The organism is Streptomyces fradiae ATCC 10745 = DSM 40063, assembly GCF_008704425.1.
GTDB classification, from domain to species: Bacteria; Actinomycetota; Actinomycetes; order Streptomycetales; family Streptomycetaceae; genus Streptomyces; species Streptomyces fradiae.
The window spans coordinates 984121-1002756 of sequence record NZ_CP023696.1 but is presented as its reverse complement, the minus strand read 5'-3'; the positions used below and the strand labels follow the sequence as shown (position 1 = coordinate 1002756).

General features: G+C 74.0%; 18 protein-coding genes. 10 read left to right on the top strand and 8 right to left on the bottom strand.

Annotated features, from left to right (window positions below; translation table 11 throughout):
- Nucleotide 1 precedes the first annotated feature (1 nt).
- The 7 genes from CP974_RS04310 to CP974_RS04280 all read right to left on the bottom strand — a co-directional run bounded on the left by CP974_RS04310 (nt 2) and on the right by CP974_RS04280 (nt 6411).
- Entirely contained in the window at nt 2-538 is a 537-nt protein-coding gene (locus CP974_RS04310; RefSeq protein ID WP_031135736.1) for a cupin domain-containing protein, read from the bottom strand.
- Between the two features lie 113 nt (nt 539-651).
- Nucleotides 652-1419: a helix-turn-helix transcriptional regulator gene (locus tag CP974_RS04305; RefSeq protein ID WP_031135737.1), complete on the bottom strand. Its 768-nt coding sequence runs from the start codon at nt 1417-1419 to the stop codon at nt 652-654.
- 31 nt (nt 1420-1450) lie between these two features.
- On the bottom strand, nt 1451-3163 hold the full coding sequence (locus tag CP974_RS04300; RefSeq protein WP_031135739.1) for an amidohydrolase: 1713 nt from the start codon (nt 3161-3163) through the stop codon (nt 1451-1453).
- A gap of 92 nt (nt 3164-3255) precedes the next feature.
- Nucleotides 3256-3729, bottom strand: coding sequence for a hypothetical protein (locus CP974_RS04295; RefSeq protein ID WP_159311465.1), 474 nt, complete (start codon nt 3727-3729; stop codon nt 3256-3258).
- A gap of 190 nt (nt 3730-3919) precedes the next feature.
- On the bottom strand, nt 3920-4588 hold the full coding sequence (locus CP974_RS04290) for an MSMEG_1061 family FMN-dependent PPOX-type flavoprotein (protein ID WP_031132200.1): 669 nt from the start codon (nt 4586-4588) through the stop codon (nt 3920-3922).
- Nucleotides 4589-4702: 114 nt separating this feature from the next.
- Entirely contained in the window at nt 4703-5350 is a 648-nt protein-coding gene (locus CP974_RS04285) for a response regulator (RefSeq protein WP_031132202.1), read from the bottom strand.
- On the bottom strand, nt 5347-6411 hold the full coding sequence (locus CP974_RS04280) for a sensor histidine kinase (protein WP_196786097.1): 1065 nt from the start codon (nt 6409-6411) through the stop codon (nt 5347-5349). Before CP974_RS04280 ends, CP974_RS04285 begins: the two co-directional genes overlap by 4 nt.
- A gap of 242 nt (nt 6412-6653) precedes the next feature.
- Between CP974_RS04280 and CP974_RS04275 the strand changes: the two genes are divergently transcribed.
- From CP974_RS04275 to CP974_RS04250, 6 genes are all read left to right on the top strand, one after another.
- Nucleotides 6654-7178 (top strand): DUF6326 family protein, encoded by a 525-nt coding sequence (locus CP974_RS04275; RefSeq protein ID WP_031132206.1) that lies wholly within the window; start codon nt 6654-6656, stop codon nt 7176-7178.
- 165 nt (nt 7179-7343) lie between these two features.
- Nucleotides 7344-8372 carry an N-acetyl-gamma-glutamyl-phosphate reductase gene (argC, locus tag CP974_RS04270; protein ID WP_031132208.1) on the top strand — a complete coding sequence of 343 codons (1029 nt, stop codon included), beginning with the start codon at nt 7344-7346 and terminating at the stop codon, nt 8370-8372.
- A gap of 91 nt (nt 8373-8463) precedes the next feature.
- Entirely contained in the window at nt 8464-9615 is a 1152-nt protein-coding gene (gene argJ / locus CP974_RS04265) for a bifunctional glutamate N-acetyltransferase/amino-acid acetyltransferase ArgJ (RefSeq protein ID WP_031132210.1), read from the top strand.
- Complete coding sequence (argB, locus tag CP974_RS04260; protein ID WP_031132213.1) at nt 9612-10541, top strand: acetylglutamate kinase; 930 nt, start codon at nt 9612-9614, stop codon at nt 10539-10541. The genes argJ and argB overlap by 4 nt, the downstream gene beginning before the upstream one ends.
- A complete protein-coding gene (locus tag CP974_RS04255) occupies nt 10538-11740 on the top strand; it encodes an acetylornithine transaminase (RefSeq protein WP_031132215.1) in 1203 nt (400 codons plus the stop codon). Before argB ends, CP974_RS04255 begins: the two co-directional genes overlap by 4 nt.
- A gap of 7 nt (nt 11741-11747) precedes the next feature.
- Complete coding sequence (locus CP974_RS04250; RefSeq protein WP_031132217.1) at nt 11748-12284, top strand: arginine repressor; 537 nt, start codon at nt 11748-11750, stop codon at nt 12282-12284.
- A gap of 289 nt (nt 12285-12573) precedes the next feature.
- On the opposite strand, the gene CP974_RS04245 is transcribed toward CP974_RS04250, so the two are convergent.
- A complete protein-coding gene (locus CP974_RS04245) occupies nt 12574-13290 on the bottom strand; it encodes a L,D-transpeptidase family protein (RefSeq protein ID WP_031132219.1) in 717 nt (238 codons plus the stop codon).
- A 137-nt stretch (nt 13291-13427) separates the two neighbouring features.
- Here CP974_RS04245 and CP974_RS04240 point away from each other — a divergent pair, with 137 nt between their 5' ends.
- From CP974_RS04240 to CP974_RS04225, 4 genes are all read left to right on the top strand, one after another.
- On the top strand, nt 13428-14621 hold the full coding sequence (locus CP974_RS04240) for an argininosuccinate synthase (protein WP_031132221.1): 1194 nt from the start codon (nt 13428-13430) through the stop codon (nt 14619-14621).
- A 159-nt stretch (nt 14622-14780) separates the two neighbouring features.
- The gene (gene argH / locus CP974_RS04235) at nt 14781-16211 is read left to right on the top strand and encodes an argininosuccinate lyase (RefSeq protein WP_031132223.1); all 1431 of its coding nucleotides are present in this window, start codon (nt 14781-14783) and stop codon (nt 16209-16211) included.
- A gap of 293 nt (nt 16212-16504) precedes the next feature.
- Nucleotides 16505-17053 carry a TetR/AcrR family transcriptional regulator gene (locus tag CP974_RS04230; RefSeq protein WP_031132225.1) on the top strand — a complete coding sequence of 183 codons (549 nt, stop codon included), beginning with the start codon at nt 16505-16507 and terminating at the stop codon, nt 17051-17053.
- Entirely contained in the window at nt 17050-18597 is a 1548-nt protein-coding gene (locus CP974_RS04225; protein ID WP_031132227.1) for an MFS transporter, read from the top strand. Before CP974_RS04230 ends, CP974_RS04225 begins: the two co-directional genes overlap by 4 nt.
- The last annotated feature ends 39 nt before the right edge of the window (nt 18598-18636 follow it).

Sequence of the window (18636 nt, the reverse complement as noted above, 5' to 3'; positions counted from 1 at the left end):
GTCAGCGTTCCGGGAGGGCGGTGCCGCAGCGGGCGCAGAACCGCACCTCGGCGCCCTCGGGAGCGAGCCGGCCGCACTCCGGGCACACCCGGTCCAGCAGGCACACCGGCTCCCCGCCCAGCGGCTCCGCCCCCGCCGGCCGCGTCTCCGGCTCGCGCCCCGCACCCGGTGCCCGGCCGATCGTCATACCGGGGCGGCGGCGGTGCACCGTGAGGTAGTCCAGGCCGTGCGGGCCCGCGGCCAGGCCGCGCCGGGCGCCGCGCGGCAGCCACACCACGCACCCCGCCTCCAGGACCCGCGTCCCGGCCCCCTCCCCGGTCTCCAGCCGCCCCTGGCCGCTCACCACGAAGACCAGCACGTCGAGGTCCGGCTCCACGTGCACGGCCACCTCGGCGCCGGGTGCCAGCCGCACCACGTTCGCGTCGAGCTGCCGGTCGGGTTCGGCGAGCCGCCACAGGGCGCCGCCCCGCTCCGCCGGCATCGCCCGTACGAGTTCGGCCATCCGGGCGAGCACGCTCGCCTCCGGGGACGCTGCCACGGTGTTCCTCCCGAGTACGCGATCAGGTCCGGCCCCAGCGATCGTAGCGACCCGCCACCCCGCCACCCCGCCACCCCGCCACCCCGCCACCCCTGCACGGCCGCGTATGCCGCTCAGCCGGGCGGGGTGATGCCCCAGGCGGCGGCGCGTGCCGCGGCGGCGGCGCGGTTCGGGAGGTCGAGCTTGGCGAGGATGTGCTCGACGTGGGTGCCGACCGTGCGCGGGGTGATGTACAGCCGCTCGGCGATCTCCCGGTTGGTGCGGCCGGTGGTCAGCTGCGCCAGTACCTCACGCTCCCGCGGCGAGAGCCCGCCGGGCGCGCGGGCCGGGCCGTGCGCGGGGGCGTCCGCCGGAGGGGCGGCGGCGCGCGGGTCGAGGGCCGCGGCGAGGGCCTCGGTGAGGAGGGTGACCGCGGCGCGGGCCGGTTCGGGGGCGCGCCGCGGCCCCCGGGCGCTGACGTTCAGCATGCCGACGTACCGCCCGTCGGCGGCGAAGAGGCACTGCGCCACCCCGTCCTCGATGCCGAGGGGGAGCAGCACGTCCCGGAAGCCGGGCGACGAGGCCAGGAGCGGCCGGGGAACGTCCCCGAGCCAGAGGCCGCCCCTGGCCGGGCCGCGCAGCACGGAGAAGACCGGGTCGCGGTGGAGGCGGGTCTCGATGTACGCCGTGGCCTCCTGCGGATAGCTCCCGGCCAGGGTGGTGTGCCGCCGGCGCACGGGGTCCCAGCGGGCCAGCGAGGCGTGGTCGTACGGGACGACCTCCGCCAGCGCGGTCAGGACCGCGTCGGTCCCGGCCGCCCCGGCCGCGGCGCCGCGGGCGGCCTCGCGGACCCGTACGGCCGCGTCCAGGATGTCCGCCGCCGTACTCCGCTCCGCTGCCATCCCCCCAGGATGATCATGTGCCCGGTTCGCGTCAATCGCGCAGCGCGTCGTGCACGATCCGCCCGTCCACGACGGTGAGGACGACGGGCATCCCGGGGATGTCGCGGGGGTCGGCGCCGAGCAGGTCCCCGTCGAGCACGCACAGGTCGGCGACCTTGCCGGGCTCCAGGGAGCCCTTCCAGTCGTCGGCGAAGTCCTGCCAGGCCGCCTCGATGGTGTACGTGCGGATCGCCTCGGCCAGGCCGATGCGCTGCTCGGGCCCGCTGACCCGGCCGGCGGCCTTCGACTCGCGCAGCACCATGGTGGCGACCCCCTGGCGCCAGTCCGGGTGGGTCACGGGGGCGTCGGAGCCGCTGGCGACGCGCACGCCCGCGTCGACGGCGTCGCGGTAGGGCCAGGCGTACGCGGCCCGCTCGGCGCCGACGAAGTCCTCCTCCATGTCGGCGACGGTCCACTTGATGGTGGGGTTCATGTTGACGCCGAAGTCGTGGGCGGCCAGCACCTTCATGGCATGGGCGGTGAGGAAGTCCCCGTGGATGATGTAGTGGCGGGCGTCGTCGCGCGGGTGCTCGGCGACGGCCGCGGCGAAGGCGTCCGCGACGGTGTCGTTGCCCCGGTCGCCGGTGACGTGGACGCCGAGCTGGTGGCCCGCGGCGTGGGCGTGGCGGATCATGGCGTTGATCTCGGCGGTCCGCTCGGCGTCGGTCTCGCCGCCGACGCACAGGGACCCGCAGCCGCCGCCGACGTACGGCTCGCTCATCCAGGCGGTCTTGTTGGGGACGATCCCGTCGGCGAACACCTTGACGCCGTGGACGGCGAGGCGGCGCGGGTCGGTGGTGCGGGTGTACCCGGCCTCGTCCAGGGCGGTGAGGGCGCGGGCGAACTCCTCGGCGGTGCTCGCCATGCCGGTGGGCAGCAGGAGGACGCCGACACGGGCGGTGAGCTCCCCGTCGGCCAGCAGCTCGCGGTAGACGTCGAGGGTCTCGGTGCCGAGCGCGCCCCGCATGATGCCGTCGCCGCCGGGGCCGAGGCCGGGCTCGGTGTAGCTGGTGATGCCGAGCCGGGCCAGGGTGGCGAGGGTGGACCTGACCGCGTCGGCCCGCTCCCGGCGGCTGAGCGGCGGCAGGGCGTTCTGGACGAGCGCCTGGGCCCCCTCGTGGAGCAGGCCGGTGGGCTCCCCGGAGTCGTCCTTGACGACGGCGCCGCCGGGCGGGGCGACGGTGTGCCGATCGACGCCGATGAGTTCCAGCGCCTTGGAGTTGACCCAGGTGGCATGCCCGGAGAAGGAGTACAGGACGACGGGGTGGTCCGGGCTCACGGCGTCGAGGTCGTGCCGCGAGGGCAGCCGCGACGGGTCGGCGGCGCACTCGGCGAGGTACCCGGTGTCCCAGCCGTGCCCGGTGATCCACTGTCCGCGCGCCGCCCGCGCGACGGCGTCCCGTACGGAGTCGGCCACGTCCGCGAGGGAGGAGACGGCCGGGTGGCCGAGGTCGAGGGAGAGCGGCGGCGTCGCCGTTCCGTAGGCGCACCCGTGCAGGTGGGAATCGTTGATGCCGGGCAGCAGCGTGGCCCCGCGCAGGTCGATCACACGGGTGCCGGGCCCGATGAGCGGCGCCACGTCGTCCCGCCCGCCGACGGCGGCGATGACCCCGCCGGTCACGGCGAGGGCCGAGGCCACGGAGAAGTCCGCGTCGACCGTGACCACCCGGCCGCCGACGAACACCAGGTCCGCGTACGTGTCCACAGAAGGGTTCCTCTCGAAGTGCGGGCGCCCCGGGGCGGCCCGCGAGCGATCTCCCGAGGACTATGGCCGCGCGCCCCGGCCCCGCACATCGGTCATCCCACCGATACGCCCCACCCGGCCCCGGCCCCGGCCCGATCCGCCCGGCCGCACCCCGCCCCCTCCCGGCTCCCCGCCCCGCCCCCTCCGGGCTCCCCGTCCCGCCGGCCCGGCAGCCGCCCGCGACCGCCCTCCGCCCTGTCGACCGCCCTCCGCCGGAGCCCGCCGAGCACCGGATCCGGGCCGAACGCGAACGCGTCCCCGTACGCGCATCCCGGCTCGGTGCTCCCGTCCGCGGTGAAGCGCGGGGCCTTCTCCTGGAGGGCGAATCCGTAGACGTAGCTGTCCAGGACCGTCAGGGCGTGGGCCGTCGGGGCGAGGGAGAGCCCCGCCCGGCGCGGGCGGCCGGGCACGGCGTCGCGGTGGCGCGGGGTGGCCGGTTCCGGAGTGGACCGCGACTCCCTCAGGCCGATCGCCCCGTGGTGCCGGGACCGCACGCGGCGCGGGGAGGAGGCCCGCCGGCGGATCACCTGCCGCCGCTCCTCCTCCGGCGCCGGCACCCCCACCTCGCGGTCGCGTCCTCTCGGGGTCCGTGCTCCGCGAGTGTCCCCATGCACCGCGTCGACGGGTCGAGGGGGCCCAGGGCGGTGGAACGCCCCGGCACGGAGCACGGGGAAGGGACCCAGGTGCGGTGGCCGGGAGCGCATGGCCGGCCCGGGGTCACTCGTACCGCAGGCGCAGGGACTCGCGCTCGATCTGCTGGATCTGCTCGACGGTCAGGCCCGGCAGGTCCAGCTGGGCGAGGGTCACCTCGGCGCTGGTCGGCTGGGCGTCGGCGGGCACCCACTGATCCGGCTGCCAGGCGTGGGCGCGCATCAGCGACTTGGGGCAGTGCGGATAGACCTGCTCGGCCTCCACCACGATCGCCGAGACCGGCGGCTTGCCGACCGGGGTGAGCCGGGCGAGCAGCTCCGGGCGCGCCGAGACGCAGGCGCGGCCGTTGACGCGCAGCGTGGTCGGGCGGCCGGGGATGAGGAAGAGCAGCCCGGCGCGCCCGGTCTCCAGCACGTTGTGGAGGGTGTCGAGCCGCTTGTTGCCGGTCGCGTCGGGGATCGCCAGGGTCCGCTCGTCCAGCACCGAGACGAACCCGGCCGGGCCGCCGCGCGGTGTCACGTCCGCCCGGCCCTCGGCGTCCGCGCTGCCGATGAAGACGAGAGAGGAGAGGCCGATCAGCGCCCGGGTCTCCTCGGTCAGTCGGTCGGTCTCCTTGCGGAGCGCGTGCGGACCCGGCTGCGGGTAGAGCTCGCGCAGCTGGTCCGGGCCGGTGAGGGCGTTCCTCCGGAGGGACGCGAAGAGCGAGTCCGATGCGGCCTCGTTATCGATTGTCATACGAACGACCCTACGAGACGCCCCCGTTGGTACGCGGGTCGGCGAGCGATCCGGCCCGCGCACGGTTCACCTCGCTGTGAGGAGTCGCGGCAAACGGCGGGAGCCCATGCGGCGTCAGATGCGGCTGGTCTCGTGGGCCCACATGGCGACCTCGACGCGGTTTCGGGCGCCGAGCTTTCGCATGAGGCTGGCGAGGTGAGCCTTGACGGTGCTTGGGGTGATGTGGAGCTCGTTGGCGATCTCATTGTTGGTGCGGCCTCGGGCCACAAGCACGAGGACTTCCTCCTCGCGGGCGGTGAGCGGTTCTGTCGGCTGCCTTGGTGGTGGGGTCTGTGCGCGGGCGAACGCTGCGAGCAGTCGGACAGTCACGCTGGGTGCGATCAGTGCGTCTCCGTCGGCGGCGGCGTGGATGGCCTGGGTCAGCAGGGCGGGTCCGGCGTCCTTGAGCAGGAACCCGCGGGCGCCGGCTTTGAGTGCCCCGTGGACGTACTCGTCGAGATCGAAGGTGGTGATGACCACGATCGGCAGGGGATCGGTGACGTCGGGGCCGGCGAGGCGTCGGGTGGCTTCGATACCGTCCATCAGCGGCATTCGGATGTCGAACAGGCCGACGTCGGGACGCAGCTGGAGCGCCAGGCGGACTGCCTCGCGCCCGTCCGCGGCCGCGCCGACCACTTCGATGTCGGGTTGGGCGTCGAGCAGCATCGTCAGCCCGGTGCGCACGATGTGCTGGTCGTCGGCGATGAGGACCCTGATGCTCATCGTGGCGTCCCGGTTCGGGGCAGGACCGCCTCTACCCGCCAGCCCCGCTCGGCGGCGGGGCCTGCGTGGAAGGTGCCGCCGAGCAGTGAGGCGCGTTCCCGCATGCCCACCAGGCCGTAGCCTCCTGGGGCGCGGCCGCCGGCGGCGGAGCCGTCGTCGTCGATGGTCAGCCGTACCTGGTCGGCGTCGCCTGTGACGGCGACGGTGACCTGGGTCGCGTGGCGGGCGTGCCGTCGAGCGTTGGTGATGGACTCCTGGGCCAGGCGGTAGATCGCGGCCTCGACCGCCGGGCTGAGGTCGTCGAACTCGCCGGACAGCGTCACCTCGACGCGGGGACGCGTCTGGCCGTCGGTGGCGAGCCGCTCGACCTCGGCCACGCCGGGCTGCGGCGCGAACTCGGTGTCCTGTGTGGCGCGGAGCACGCCGACGATGGCGCGCAGCTCGGTGAGGGTGCGGGTCGCTGCGTCCTCGATGATGGCCAGGGTTTCGAGGGCACGCTCGGGCTGGGAGGCCGCGATGGCACGTCCTGCTTGGGCCTGGATGGCGATGCCCGAGACGTGGTGGGCGACAGTGTCGTGGAGTTCACGAGCGAGCTGTTCGCGTTCGCGGGCCTTGGCTTGGTCGATGTCGCGGATGAGGATCTTCGTGTGATAGCGAATCGCGGCGCCGAGCACGGCGGCGAACAGGAAGAAGCCGTATGCTGCGACCGAATCCGCCAGGCTGGTGGTGTCGGCGATGTTGGTGAGGGCCAGCCAGAGCAGGATGGCGCCGAGGCCGCTTGCGGCTTCCCGACCTGAGCCCCATCGGAACAGGGCGTAGGCCAGGATCAGCGTCGCGGAGATGCTGTTCGGCAGGGCGCCCTGCGACCCGGTGAGGATTCTGACGATGTCGACGATCGTCAACGTGCCGAAGGAGACCGCAACCGCGAAGAGCGGGTGCGTGCGTCGCCACAGCAGGGGGCCGAGGACCGCGAGCACCGCGAGTAGCAGCAGCGGGCGCGGCGCCAGGTCCTGGCGAAGCACCACTTCCAGCAGGGACCAGCAGATCAGTGCTGCGATCAAGGCCCATTCCCGCGGCCTCCGGTCCGGGGCATTCGTGGGTCGAGGTTCGGCCCACAGCGAGCGGAGTGCGTCGGTAGCCATCTGATCAGCCTAGGAGGCCCGCGTGCTCGGTGTATCCGCCGAAAGTACAAGAGCCCGGCTGTGCCAACGGCCAGGTCGAGTCGGGCTCCGCGGCTGATGTGCCCACCGCCGGCATCCGTGAAGGTGGAAGCACCCACCCGGTCAAGCCAGGGAGCATTGTGATGAGAGCGCCGCAATCCCATACCGCGCCGGAGGATCCGCCGTCGCAGAGCACGCTGGAAGATCTGCGCATGCCCGTGCGGGCCAAGCTCGCAGCGGCATGGACCGGCTTCATGTTCCTCTACCTCTACGTCGACTACCTCGCCCTGTACAAGCCCGGCTTCGTCGACGACATCCGGGCTGGCATCGTCCACGAGTTCGACGCCGGTCCGACCTTCGTCGCCGTCGCGCTCACGCTCATGGCCATCCCGATCCTCATGATCCTGCTCTCCGCGACGCTGCCCGCCCGTGTCAACCGCGGCATCAACCTCGTCGTGGCAACGCTCTACATCCCCGTCTCGATGTTCAACGCGGTAGGGGAGTCTTGGACCTACTTCTACTTCTACGGCCTCTCCATCGGACTCGAGGTGCTGTTCCTGGCCTTCATCCTGCGCTCCGCCTGGACCTGGCCACGCCGCATCGCACCACCGGTGACCCTGGCAGCCGGCCTCGACAGCGAGCCACTCCGCAGGCCGCAGCAGACGTGACTGCCCGCTCCGTACCCGACCGTCCTTCGCTCGCGCCACCCGCGGGCACGGTCCATCCAGCGGTGACCCGATGGTCCCGGTCACATCCACCTCGGCCCACCTCGGCCACCCCTTTGCATAAAGCTGCGTAGGTACGTATAGTCATGCCATCCAGAAGGAGGGTCCATGACGGTACGAGTGGCAGTGGCCGGAGCGAGCGGGTACGCGGGCGGGGAACTGCTCCGCCTGCTGCTCGCGCACCCCGGCGTCGAGATCGGCGCGCTGACCGGCAACTCCAACGCCGGGCAACCGCTCGGAGCGCTGCAGCCGCACCTCCTGCCGCTCGCGGGCCGGGTCCTGGAGCCGACCACCGCCGAGGTGCTCGCCGGGCACGACGTGGTGTTCCTCGCCCTGCCGCACGGCCAGTCCGCCGCCGTCGCCGCGCAGCTCGGCGACGAGGTGCTCGTCGTGGACATGGGCGCCGACTTCCGGCTGGCGGACCCCGCCGCCTGGGAGCGGTTCTACGGCTCCCCGCACGCCGGGACCTGGCCCTACGGCCTGCCCGAACTGCCGGGCGCCCGCGCCGCGCTGGAGGGGTCCCGGCGCGTCGCGGTGCCCGGCTGCTACCCGACCGCCGTGACGCTCGCCCTCCTCCCCGCGTACGCCCACGGCCTCGCCGAGCCCGAGGCGGTCGTCGTCGCGGCCTCCGGCACCTCCGGCGCGGGCAAGGCGCCCAAGACGCACCTGCTGGGCTCCGAGGTCATGGGCTCCATGTCGCCGTACGGCGTCGGCGGCGGCCACCGGCACACCCCGGAGATGGCCCAGAACCTCGGCGCCGCCGCCGGGGAGCCGGTCACCGTCTCCTTCACGCCGACCCTCGCCCCCATGGCGCGCGGCATCCTCGCCACGTGCAGCGCCAAGGCGAGGCCGGGCACCACCGCGCAGGACCTGCGGGCGGCGTACGAGAAGGCGTACGCCGACGAGCCGTTCGTCCACCTCCTCCCCGAGGGGCGCTGGCCCGCCACGGCGTCCGTCCACGGCTCCAACGCCGTCCACGTCCAGGTCGCGTACGACCCGGCCGCCGACCGCGTCATCGCCGTCAGCGCCATCGACAACCTCACCAAGGGCACCGCCGGCGGCGCGGTGCAGAGCATGAACATCGCCCTCGGCCTCCCCGAGGAGACCGGCCTGTCCACCATCGGAATCGCACCATGAGCACCGTGAGCACCGGGCCGCGGCCGGCGGCGACGGCCGCACCGGCGCCCCGCGTCGCGGGCGCAGAGGCGAACGGAAACGGAGAAGCACAGTGAGCGTCACGGCAGCCAAGGGATTCACGGCGGCGGGCATCGCCGCCGGGATCAAGGAGAACGGCAACCCGGACCTGGCCCTGGTGGTCAACAACGGCCCGCGCCGCGCCGCCGCGGGCGTCTTCACCTCCAACCGCGTCAAGGCCGCCCCCGTCCTGTGGTCCGAGCAGGTCCTGAAGACCGGCGAGCTCGCCGCCGTCGTCCTCAACTCCGGCGGCGCCAACGCCTGCACCGGCCCGCGGGGCTTCCAGGACACCCACGCCACCGCCGAGAAGGCCGCCGAGGTCCTCGGCGTCGGCGCGGGCGAGGTCGCCGTCGCCTCCACCGGGCTCATCGGCGTCCACCTCCCCATGGACAAGCTGCTGCCCGGCGTCGAGAAGGCCGCCGCCGAACTGTCCGAGCACGGCGGCGAGAAGGCCGCCATCGCCATCAAGACCACCGACACGGTCCACAAGACCGCCGTCGCCACCCGCGACGGCTGGACGGTCGGCGGCATGGCCAAGGGCGCCGGCATGCTCGCCCCCGGCCTCGCCACGATGCTCGTCGTCCTCACCACCGACGCCGACCTCGACGCCCCCGAGCTGGACAAGGCCCTGCGCGCCGCCACCCGCGTCACCTTCGACCGGGTCGACTCCGACGGCTGCATGTCCACCAACGACACCGTCCTGCTGCTCGCCTCCGGCGCCTCCGGCACCACCCCCGCGTACGACGACTTCGCCGACGCCGTGCGGGAGGTCTGCGACAGCCTCGGGCGGCAGCTCATCGGCGACGCCGAGGGCGCCTCGAAGGACATCCGGGTCGAGGTGGTGAACGCCGCGACCGAGGCCGACGCCGTCGAGGTCGGCCGGTCCATCGCCCGCAACAACCTCCTCAAGTGCGCCATCCACGGCGAGGACCCCAACTGGGGCCGGGTCCTGTCCGCCATCGGCACCACGGGCGCGATCTTCGAGCCGGACCGCCTCAACGTCGCCATCAACGGCGTGTGGGTCTGCCGCGACGGCTCCGTCGGCGACGACCGCGACCTGGTCGACATGCGGTACCGGGAGGTCACCGTCACCGCCGACCTCGCCGCCGGCACGGAGTCCGCCGTCATCTGGACCAACGACCTGACCGCCGACTACGTCCACGAGAACAGCGCCTACAGCTCATGAGCCCTTCCACGCCCCGGCCCGGGTCCGCCCCGCGCAAGCACACCGCGCTCCCCAAGGCCCAGACCCTCATCGAGGCCCTGCCCTGGCTCACCCGCCACCACGGCAAGACGGTCGTCATCAAGTTCGGCGGCAACGCGATGGTCGACGACGCCCTGAAGGCGGCCTTCGCCCAGGACGTCGTCTTCCTCCGGCACGCCGGCCTCAAGCCGGTCGTCGTGCACGGCGGCGGCCCCCAGATCAGCGCGGCCCTCGACCGGCACGGCCTGGTCAGCGAGTTCAAGGCCGGTCTGCGCGTCACGACGCCCGAGGCGATGGACGTCGTACGGATGGTCCTCGCCGGCCAGGTGCAGCGCGAGCTGGTCGGGCTGCTCAACCAGCACGGCCCGTTCGCCGTCGGCCTCACCGGCGAGGACGCCCACACCATCACCGCCACCCGGCACCAGCCGCTCATCGACGGCGAGCCCGTCGACATCGGCCGCGTCGGGGAGATCACCGCCCTGGACACGGGCGCCGTCGAGGCGCTCCTCGCCGACGGCCGCATCCCCGTCGTGTCGTCGATCGCCCGCTCGGAGGACGACGGGCATGTCTACAACGTCAATGCCGACACGGCCGCCGCGGCACTCGCCGCGGCGCTGGGCGCCGAGACGCTGATGGTCCTCACCGACGTCGAGGGCCTCTACGAGGACTGGCCGAACAGCGACGAGGTCATCAGCCGCCTCACCGCCACCGAACTGGAGAAGCTGCTGCCCGAGCTGTCCAGCGGCATGGTCCCCAAGATGGAGGGCTGCCTGCACGCCGTGCGGGGCGGCGTCCGCACCGCCCGCGTCATCGACGGGCGCGTCCAGCACGCGATCCTGCTGGAGATCTTCACCGACGAGGGCGTCGGCACCATGGTCGTACCCGACGACGCGGAGGTACCCGCATGAGCAACGAACGGCTCACGGAGCGCTGGCGGTCCGCCCTCGCGGACAACTACGGCACCCCCCGGCTGCCGCTCGTCCGCGGCGAGGGCACCCGCGTCTGGGACGCCGACGGCACGGCGTACCTGGACTTCGTCGGCGGCATCGCCGTCAACGCGCTCGGCCACGCCCACCCGGCGGTCGTGCGGGCCGTCACCGAGCAGGTCTCCGCCCTCTCCCACGTCTCCAACCTCTTCGTGGCGGAGCCGCCCGTCGCCCTCGCCGAACGGCTCGTCCGCCTGTCCGGCCGCCCCGGCCGGGTCTACTTCTGCAACTCGGGCGCAGAGGCCAACGAGGCCGCCTTCAAGATCGGGCGGCTCACGGGCCGCCCCCACATGGTCGCCACCACCGGCGGCTTCCACGGCCGCACCATGGGCGCCCTCGCCCTCACCGGCCAGGAGGGCAAGCGGGCGCCCTTCCAGCCGCTGCCCGGCGACGTGACGCACGTGCCGTACGGGGACGCGGACGCCCTGCGGGCCGCCGTCACCACCGACACGGCCCTCGTGGTGATCGAGCCGATCCAGGGCGAGAACGGCGTCGTCGTCCCGCCCGAGGGCTACCTCCGGGCCGCCCGCGAGATCACCCGCGCCACCGGCACGCTGCTCGTCCTCGACGAGGTGCAGACCGGCATCGGCCGCTGCGGCCACTGGTACGCCCACCAGGCCGAGGGCGTCGAGCCCGACGTCGTGACCCTCGCCAAGGGACTCGGCGGCGGCCTGCCCATCGGCGCCACCCTCGCCTTCGGCGAGGCCGCCGACCTCCTCAAGCCCGGCCACCACGGCTCCACCTTCGGCGGCAACCCCGTCGCGTGCGCCGCCGGGCTCGCCGTGCTGGACACCCTCGCCGCCGACGGGGCGCTCGACCACGTCAAGCGCGTCGGGGAGCGGCTGCGCGGCGGAATCGAGGCCCTGGGGCACCCGTTGGTCTCCCACGTCCGCGGCGCCGGCCTCCTGCTGGGTATCGTGCTCACCGAGCCCCTCGCACCCCGCGTGCAGCAGGCGGCTCAGGACGCCGGCCTCCTGGTGAACGCGCCCGCTCCCGACGTCGTGCGGCTCATGCCGCCGCTGATCGTCGGGGACGACGACGTGGACGCGTTCGTCCGGGCCCTGCCCGGCGTCCTGGACGAGGCCATCGGGGCCGACGGGGAGAGACGAGCCGGAGAATGACACAGCGATGACCGAGGCGCAGGACAACGGCCACGGCGGCCCATCCGTACCGCAGACCCGCACGGCGCGCCACCGCCGGATCGTGGACATCCTCAACCGGCAGCCGGTGCGCTCGCAGAGCCAGCTGGCCAGGCTCCTCGCGGACGACGGACTGAGCGTCACCCAGGCGACGCTCAGCCGCGACCTCGACGAGCTGGGCGCGGTGAAGATCCGCAACACCGGCGGCGAGCTGATCTACGCGGTGCCCAGCGAGGGAGGGTTCCGCACGCCCCAGGCGCCGCTGGGCGAGTCCGCCAAGGAGGAGCGGATGCGGCGGCTCTCCGGCGAACTCCTCATCTCCGCCGAGGCGTCCGCCAACCTGGTCGTCCTGCGCACCCCGCCGGGCGCGGCGCAGTTCCTCGCCTCGGCCATCGACCAGGCGGAGCTGCACGCCATCCTCGGCACGATCGCGGGCGACGACACGCTGCTCCTCATCTCCCGCGACCCGGCGGGCGGCCAGGCCCTCGCCGACCACCTGCTGCGCCTCGCGCAGAAGGACCGCTGACCCCGCCGCACCGGCCCGGCGGGCCCCCTCGCCCCCGGTGGGAGCGGCCGCGGGCCACCGCCCCGGCGGGGGCGCGGCCCACCGGGCCGGCGAGCCGCCCGCCACCGTCCGGCGGGACGGCCCGTCACCGGTAGGAGCAGCCACAGGCCACCGACCCGACGAGCCTCGGGCCACCGGCCCCGACGAACCGCGGGCCACCGACCCCGTCGAACCGCGAGCCGCAGGCCCCGACGAGCCGCGGGCCGCAGGACCAGCGAGCCGCGGGCCACCGGCCCCGCCGTGAGGACGCTCAGGCGCCCGTCCATCCGATCGCGATGCGCGGGCGCGCGTCCGCGCGCACCCACCGCAGGATGCGCTCCATCGCCTCCTCGGGCACCGACACGCACCCCGCCGTCGCGCCCGCGCCGTCGGCGTGGAGGAAGATCCCGGCGCCCCGGCCCCGCACGGGGCGCTCGTAGTTGAAGCCGATCACCAGCGCGTGGGCGTACTGCGCGCGGTAGGTGATCAGGTGCTCCGCCTCCGCCGCCCGGCAGTCCGCCGGCAGCGGCTCCACCCAGCGGTTGTACGACCGGGACGCGTTGTCCTGGCACCACCAGGAGGCGCGGGTCACCCGCCGGTACGGGTACCCCGTGCCGGCCGGCGCGGCCTCGATGCCGAACGCGAACGGCAGCCCGTACACCCCGGCCGGCGTGGTGGACGTGCCCTGCTTCCGCTGGTCGCCCCGCACCAGCCCGCCCGCCCCGAACCGCGCCGGGGCCGACCCCACGCGGGTCCAGGCGCCCCGGCCGCCGCGCCGCTCCCACCAGGTGACCGTGCCGGTCGTGGAGCGGGGCGAGGGCGCCTCGGCGGTGATCAGCTGGCGCCCGGGCCCCGCCGCGGCCGGCGAGAACCCGGGCGGCCCGGCGGTCCGGGCCCGCGCGGGGGAGTGGGCGCCCGGCGAGACGAGGGCGGCCAGGGCGGTCAGGGTGAGCAGGGCGGCGGTGAGCAGGGGTCCTGGACGGCGCATGCCCCGACCGTAGGCGCCCCCGCGCGCACCCGCGCCCCCGGCGCGTCCGACCGGGCGGGGGACGGGCCGCGTTGACAAACCATACGGAGGTCTGCATAGTTATACCCATCGTTGAATGCACCGCTAAGGAGAAACCCGTGACCGAGCGCGTCGTACTCGCCTACTCGGGCGGCCTGGACACCTCCGTCGCCATCGGCTGGATCGCCGAGGAGACGGGCGCCGAGGTCATCGCCGTCGCCGTGGACGTCGGCCAGGGCGGCGAGGACCTGGACGTCATCCGCAAGCGCGCGCTCGCCTGCGGTGCGGTCGAGGCCGAGGTCGCCGACGCCAGGGACGAGTTCGCCGACGAGTACTGCCTCCCGGCGATCAAGGCGAACGCCCTGTACATGGACCGGTACCCGCTCGTCTCGGCGCTCTCCCGGCCGACGATCGTCAAGCACCTCGTCGCCGCCGCGAAGAAGCACGGCGCGTCCGTGGTCGCCCACGGCTGCACCGGCAAGGGCAACGACCAGGTCCGGTTCGAGGCCGGCATCGCCGCCCTCGGCCCCGACCTCAAGTGCATCGCCCCGGTCCGGGACTACGCGATGACCCGCGACAAGGCGATCGCCTTCGCCGAGAAGGCCGACCTGCCGATCGCCACCACCAAGAAGTCCCCGTACTCCATCGACCAGAACGTCTTCGGGCGGGCCGTCGAGACGGGCTTCCTGGAGGACATCTGGAACGCGCCGATCGAGGACATCTACGACTACACCTCCAACCCGGCGGTCCCGCGCGACCCGGACGAGGTCGTCATCAGCTTCAAGGAGGGCGTGCCGGTCGCCGTCGACGGCAAGCCGGTCACGGTCCTCCAGGCGATCCAGCAGCTCAACGAGCGGGCGGGCGCCCAGGGCATCGGCCGGATCGACATGGTCGAGGACCGGCTCGTCGGCATCAAGTCCCGCGAGGTGTACGAGGCCCCCGGTGCCATCGCGCTGATCACGGCCCACCAGGAGCTGGAGAACGTCACCGTCGAGCGGGAGCTCGCCCGGTACAAGCGGCAGGTCGAGCAGCGCTGGAGCGAGCTCGTCTACGACGGCCTGTGGTTCTCCCCGCTCAAGCGCGCCCTGGACGGCTTCATCGACGAGGCCAACCAGCACGTCACCGGCGACATCCGGATGACCCTGCACGGCGGCCGGGCGGTCGTCACGGGCCGGCGCTCGGAGCAGTCGCTGTACGACTTCAACCTCGCCACGTACGACACCGGCGACACCTTCGACCAGTCCAAGGCGCAGGGCTTCATCGACATCTTCAGCCTGTCGGCGAAGATCGCCGCCAAGCGCGACCTGGTCTGACCGGGGACCGTTCGACCAGCACTCCCGCGGCGACCGCACCACCGCGGTCCCCGCCGGCACCACCCGCGTCCGCCTCCCCGCCTCCCGTGCGCAGGGAGGCGGTCGCGCATCCGCACCACCACCGATCCCTCCCTCCCGAGGACTGAGGAGCTTCCCACAGTGAGCAGCAACCACGGTGACGTCCGGCTCTGGGGCGGCCGGTTCGCCGACGGCCCGGCCGAGGCGCTGGCGCGGCTCTCCGCGTCCGTCCACTTCGACTGGCGGCTCGCCCCGTACGACATCGCCGGCTCCCGCGCCCACGCGCGCGTGCTGCACCGGGCGGGGCTCCTCACCGAGGACGAGCTGACCCGCATGCTGGCCGGGCTGGACGAGCTGGAGCGGGACGTCGCCTCCGGCGCGTTCACCGGCACCATCGCCGACGAGGACGTCCACACCGCCCTGGAGCGCGGGCTGCTGGAGCGCCTCGGCGCCGAGCTGGGGGGCAAGCTGCGGGCCGGCCGGTCCCGCAACGACCAGGTGGCCACCCTGTTCCGGATGTACCTGCGCGACCACGCCCGGATCATCGGCGGCCTCCTCGCCGACCTCCAGGACGCGCTCGTGGGCCTCGCGCAGGCGCACCCGGACGTCGCGATGCCGGGCCGTACGCACCTCCAGCACGCCCAGCCGGTGCTCTTCGCCCACCATGTGCTCGCCCACGTCCAGGCGTTCTCACGGGACGCCGAGCGGCTGCGCCAGTGGGACAAGCGGACGGCCGTCTCCCCCTACGGCTCCGGCGCCCTGGCCGGGTCGTCCCTCGGGCTGGACCCCGAGGCGGTCGCCCGCGACCTGGGCTTCGAGAACGGCAGCGCGGGCAACTCGATCGACGGGACGGCGTCGCGGGACTTCGTCGCCGAGTTCGCCTTCATCACGGCGATGATCGGGGTGAACCTCTCCCGGGTCGCGGAAGAAGTGATCATCTGGAACACGAAGGAGTTCTCCTTCGTCACCCTCCACGACGCCTTCTCGACCGGCTCCTCGATCATGCCGCAGAAGAAGAACCCGGACATCGCGGAGCTGGCGCGGGGCAAGAGCGGCCGCCTGATCGGCAATCTGACCGGCCTGCTCGCCACGCTCAAGGCGCTCCCGCTGGCGTACAACCGGGACCTCCAGGAGGACAAGGAGCCGGTCTTCGACTCCTGCGACCAGCTGGAGGTGCTGCTGCCCGCGTTCACCGGGATGATGGCCACCCTCACCGTCAACCGGGAGCGGATGGAGGAGCTGGCCCCGGCCGGGTTCTCCCTGGCGACGGACATCGCGGAGTGGCTGGTCAAGCGGGGTGTGCCGTTCCGGGACGCGCACGAGGTCGCCGGCGAGTGCGTGAAGGCGGCCGAGGCGGAGGGCAAGGAGCTGGACGGCCTCACGGACGAGCAGTTCGCGAAGATCTCCGAGCACCTGACCCCCGAGGTCCGCACCGTCCTCAACGTGCCCGGCGCGCTCGCCTCCCGCGACGGCCGCGGCGGCACCGCCCCCTCGGCGGTGGCGGTCCAGCTCGCGGAGGTCAAGGCCGACCTGGTGATCCAGCACGCCTGGGCGGACGCCGGCGGGAAGTAGCCCGCGCGGGCCCGTACGCACGCCCCCCATGCCCTCCCGGAAGGCCCCGCCACGGGGCCTTCCGGCGTTTCCGGGCCCCTCCGGCGCGGACCGTCTCCGTGCCACCGCCCGGAGCGGACCCGCCCGCCCCCACGCCCGGCAGGGAGCCTACCCGCCCCTCCGTACGGCGCCCGCCCCCCCGTGCAGCGCCCCCGTGCGGCGCCCGCCCTCCCGTGCGGCGCCCGTCCCCCGTGCAGTGAGGCGTCAGCCACTTGCGTGAGACGTTCATGTCTCATTCAGGCTATGGTTGTCTCATGAGTGTGGATCGTGACCAGGTACTGCGCGCCGCCGCCGCGCTGCTCTCGCGCAAGGCGACCGCCACCATGGACGAGGTCGCCCGCGCGGCCGGCATCGGCCGGGCGACGCTGCACCGGCACTTCGCCGGGCGGGACGCCCTGGTGCGGGCGCTGGAGGAGCTGGGCATCCAGGAGTTCGAGGCCGCGCTCGACGCGGCCCGGCTCGACGAGGACCGCGCGGAGGACGCCCTGCGGCGCCTCGTCGCCGGGGTGGAGCCGGTCGCCGGACTGCTGTCCTTCCTCGTCACCGAGAACCAGCTCTTCGAAGGCGACGTCAACGAGGGCTGGGCCCGGCTCGACGCCCGGGTCTCCGCGCTGTTCCGGCGCGGCCAGGAGCGGGGCGAGTTCCGGATCGACCTCACCCCCGCCTGGCTGACCGAGGCGCTGTACAGCCTCGTCGGCGGCTGCGCCTGGGCCGTCCAGGACGGCCGGGTCGCCGGCAAGGACTTCTCGTACATGATCGTCGAGCTGCTGCTCGGCGGAGCGCGCAGGAGCGTGGAGCGATGACCCCCGACGTACGGGCCGCCGAGGCCCCGCAGACCGTCCGCAGGCCGGGCCGCTGGCTGGCGCTCGCCGTCCTGGCCCTCGCCGTGCTGCTGGTCGCCGTCGACGCCACCGTGCTCGGCCTGGCCACGCCGTACCTCAGCGAGGACCTGCGGCCGTCGGGCACGCAGCTGCTGTGGATCGGCGACGTCTACTCCTTCGTCATCGCCGGTCTCCTCGTCTCGATGGGCAGCCTCGGCGACCGCATCGGCCGCAAGAAGCTGCTGCTGACCGGCGCGACCGCCTTCGGCGCGGTGTCCGTGCTCAACGCGTACGCCACCACGCCCGAGATGATGATCGCCGCGCGGGCGCTGCTCGGCGTCGCGGGGGCGACCCTCATGCCGTCGACGCTCGCGCTGATCCGCAACCTCTTCCACGACCCGCGCGAGCGGAGCCTCGCCATCGGCGTCTGGGGCGCCATGGCGTCGGCGGGCGCGGCCGTCGGGCCGGTCGTCGGCGGCCTGCTGCTGGAGCACTTCTGGTGGGGCTCGGTCTTCCTGATCAACCTGCCCGTGATGGCCGTCCTCGTCGTCGTCGGCGTGCGGTTCATCCCCGAGTCGAAGAACCCCGCGCCCGGCCCCTGGGACCTGCCGAGCGTCGTGCTGTCCCTCGTCGGCATGATCGGCGTCGTCTACGCGATCAAGGAGGCCGCCGCGCACGGCGCCCGCCCGGACGTGTTCGCCGCCGCCGCGGTCGGCGCCGGCGCGCTCTTCGGGTTCGTACGCCGCCAGCTCACCCTCCCGGCGCCGCTGCTGGACATGCGCCTCTTCCGGCACCGGGGCTTCTCCGGCGCGGTCCTCGCCGACCTGCTGACCATCCTGGGGCTGGCCGGGCTCATCTTCTTCCTGTCCCAGTTCCTCCAGCTGGTCCAGGGGCGCAGCCCCCTGCAGGCCGGCCTCGCCGAACTGCCCGCCGCGCTGGGCGCCGTCGGCGCGGGCCTCGTCGCCGGTACGGCCGCACGGCGGTTCTCCGTGCGGTCCGTGGTCTCCTGCGGGCTCGCCGCGGTCGGCCTCGCCCTGGCCGCGCTGACCGTGCTGGGCAAGGACACCGGCTACCCGGTGCTGGGCGCCTCGCTGCTCGCCGTCGGCGTCGGCGCGGGCCTGTCGTTCACCGTGACCGCCGACGTCATCCTGTCGAGCGTCCCCAAGGAGCAGGCCGGCGCGGCGTCCGCCGTCTCCGAGACCGCGTACGAACTGGGCGCGGCCCTCGGCATCGCCGTGCTCGGCTCCATCGTGACCGGGGTGTACCGGGACTTCGCCGCCCCGGCCGGGGTGCCCGCCGACGCGGTGGCCGCCGCGCGGGAGTCCCTGGGCGGCGCCGTGGAGGCCGCCTCGGCGCTGCCGGAACGATCCGCCGAGGCGCTCGTCACCGCCGCGCAGTACGCGTTCGTGGACGGCCTGCGCGGCGCGGCGGCCGTGGGCGCGGCGGTCCTGCTGGTGACGGCCGCGGCGGCCTGGCGGCTGCTGCGCGGCCAGAAGCTGGAGGACGGCGCCGCCGGGCACCCGTGAGCCCCGGCGCCCGCGGGGCCGGAGCGCAGCGGGAAGGGC

Bases quoted from the DNA above. Each gene is read 5' to 3' on its own strand.
- CP974_RS04245 (WP_031132219.1), bottom strand. From the start codon at position 13,290: ATGCGCCGTCCAGGACCCCTGCTCACCGCCGCCCTGCTCACCCTGACC.
- CP974_RS04225 (WP_031132227.1), top strand. From the start codon at position 17,050: ATGACCCCCGACGTACGGGCCGCCGAGGCCCCGCAGACCGTCCGCAGG.
- CP974_RS04255 (WP_031132215.1), top strand. From the start codon at position 10,538: ATGAGCAACGAACGGCTCACGGAGCGCTGGCGGTCCGCCCTCGCGGAC.
- CP974_RS04290 (WP_031132200.1), bottom strand. From the start codon at position 4,588: ATGACAATCGATAACGAGGCCGCATCGGACTCGCTCTTCGCGTCCCTC.
- CP974_RS04285 (WP_031132202.1), bottom strand. From the start codon at position 5,350: ATGAGCATCAGGGTCCTCATCGCCGACGACCAGCACATCGTGCGCACC.
- argC (WP_031132208.1), top strand. From the start codon at position 7,344: ATGACGGTACGAGTGGCAGTGGCCGGAGCGAGCGGGTACGCGGGCGGG.
- CP974_RS04305 (WP_031135737.1), bottom strand. From the start codon at position 1,419: ATGGCAGCGGAGCGGAGTACGGCGGCGGACATCCTGGACGCGGCCGTA.
- argB (WP_031132213.1), top strand. From the start codon at position 9,612: ATGAGCCCTTCCACGCCCCGGCCCGGGTCCGCCCCGCGCAAGCACACC.
- CP974_RS04275 (WP_031132206.1), top strand. From the start codon at position 6,654: ATGAGAGCGCCGCAATCCCATACCGCGCCGGAGGATCCGCCGTCGCAG.
- CP974_RS04250 (WP_031132217.1), top strand. From the start codon at position 11,748: ATGACCGAGGCGCAGGACAACGGCCACGGCGGCCCATCCGTACCGCAG.
- CP974_RS04230 (WP_031132225.1), top strand. From the start codon at position 16,505: ATGAGTGTGGATCGTGACCAGGTACTGCGCGCCGCCGCCGCGCTGCTC.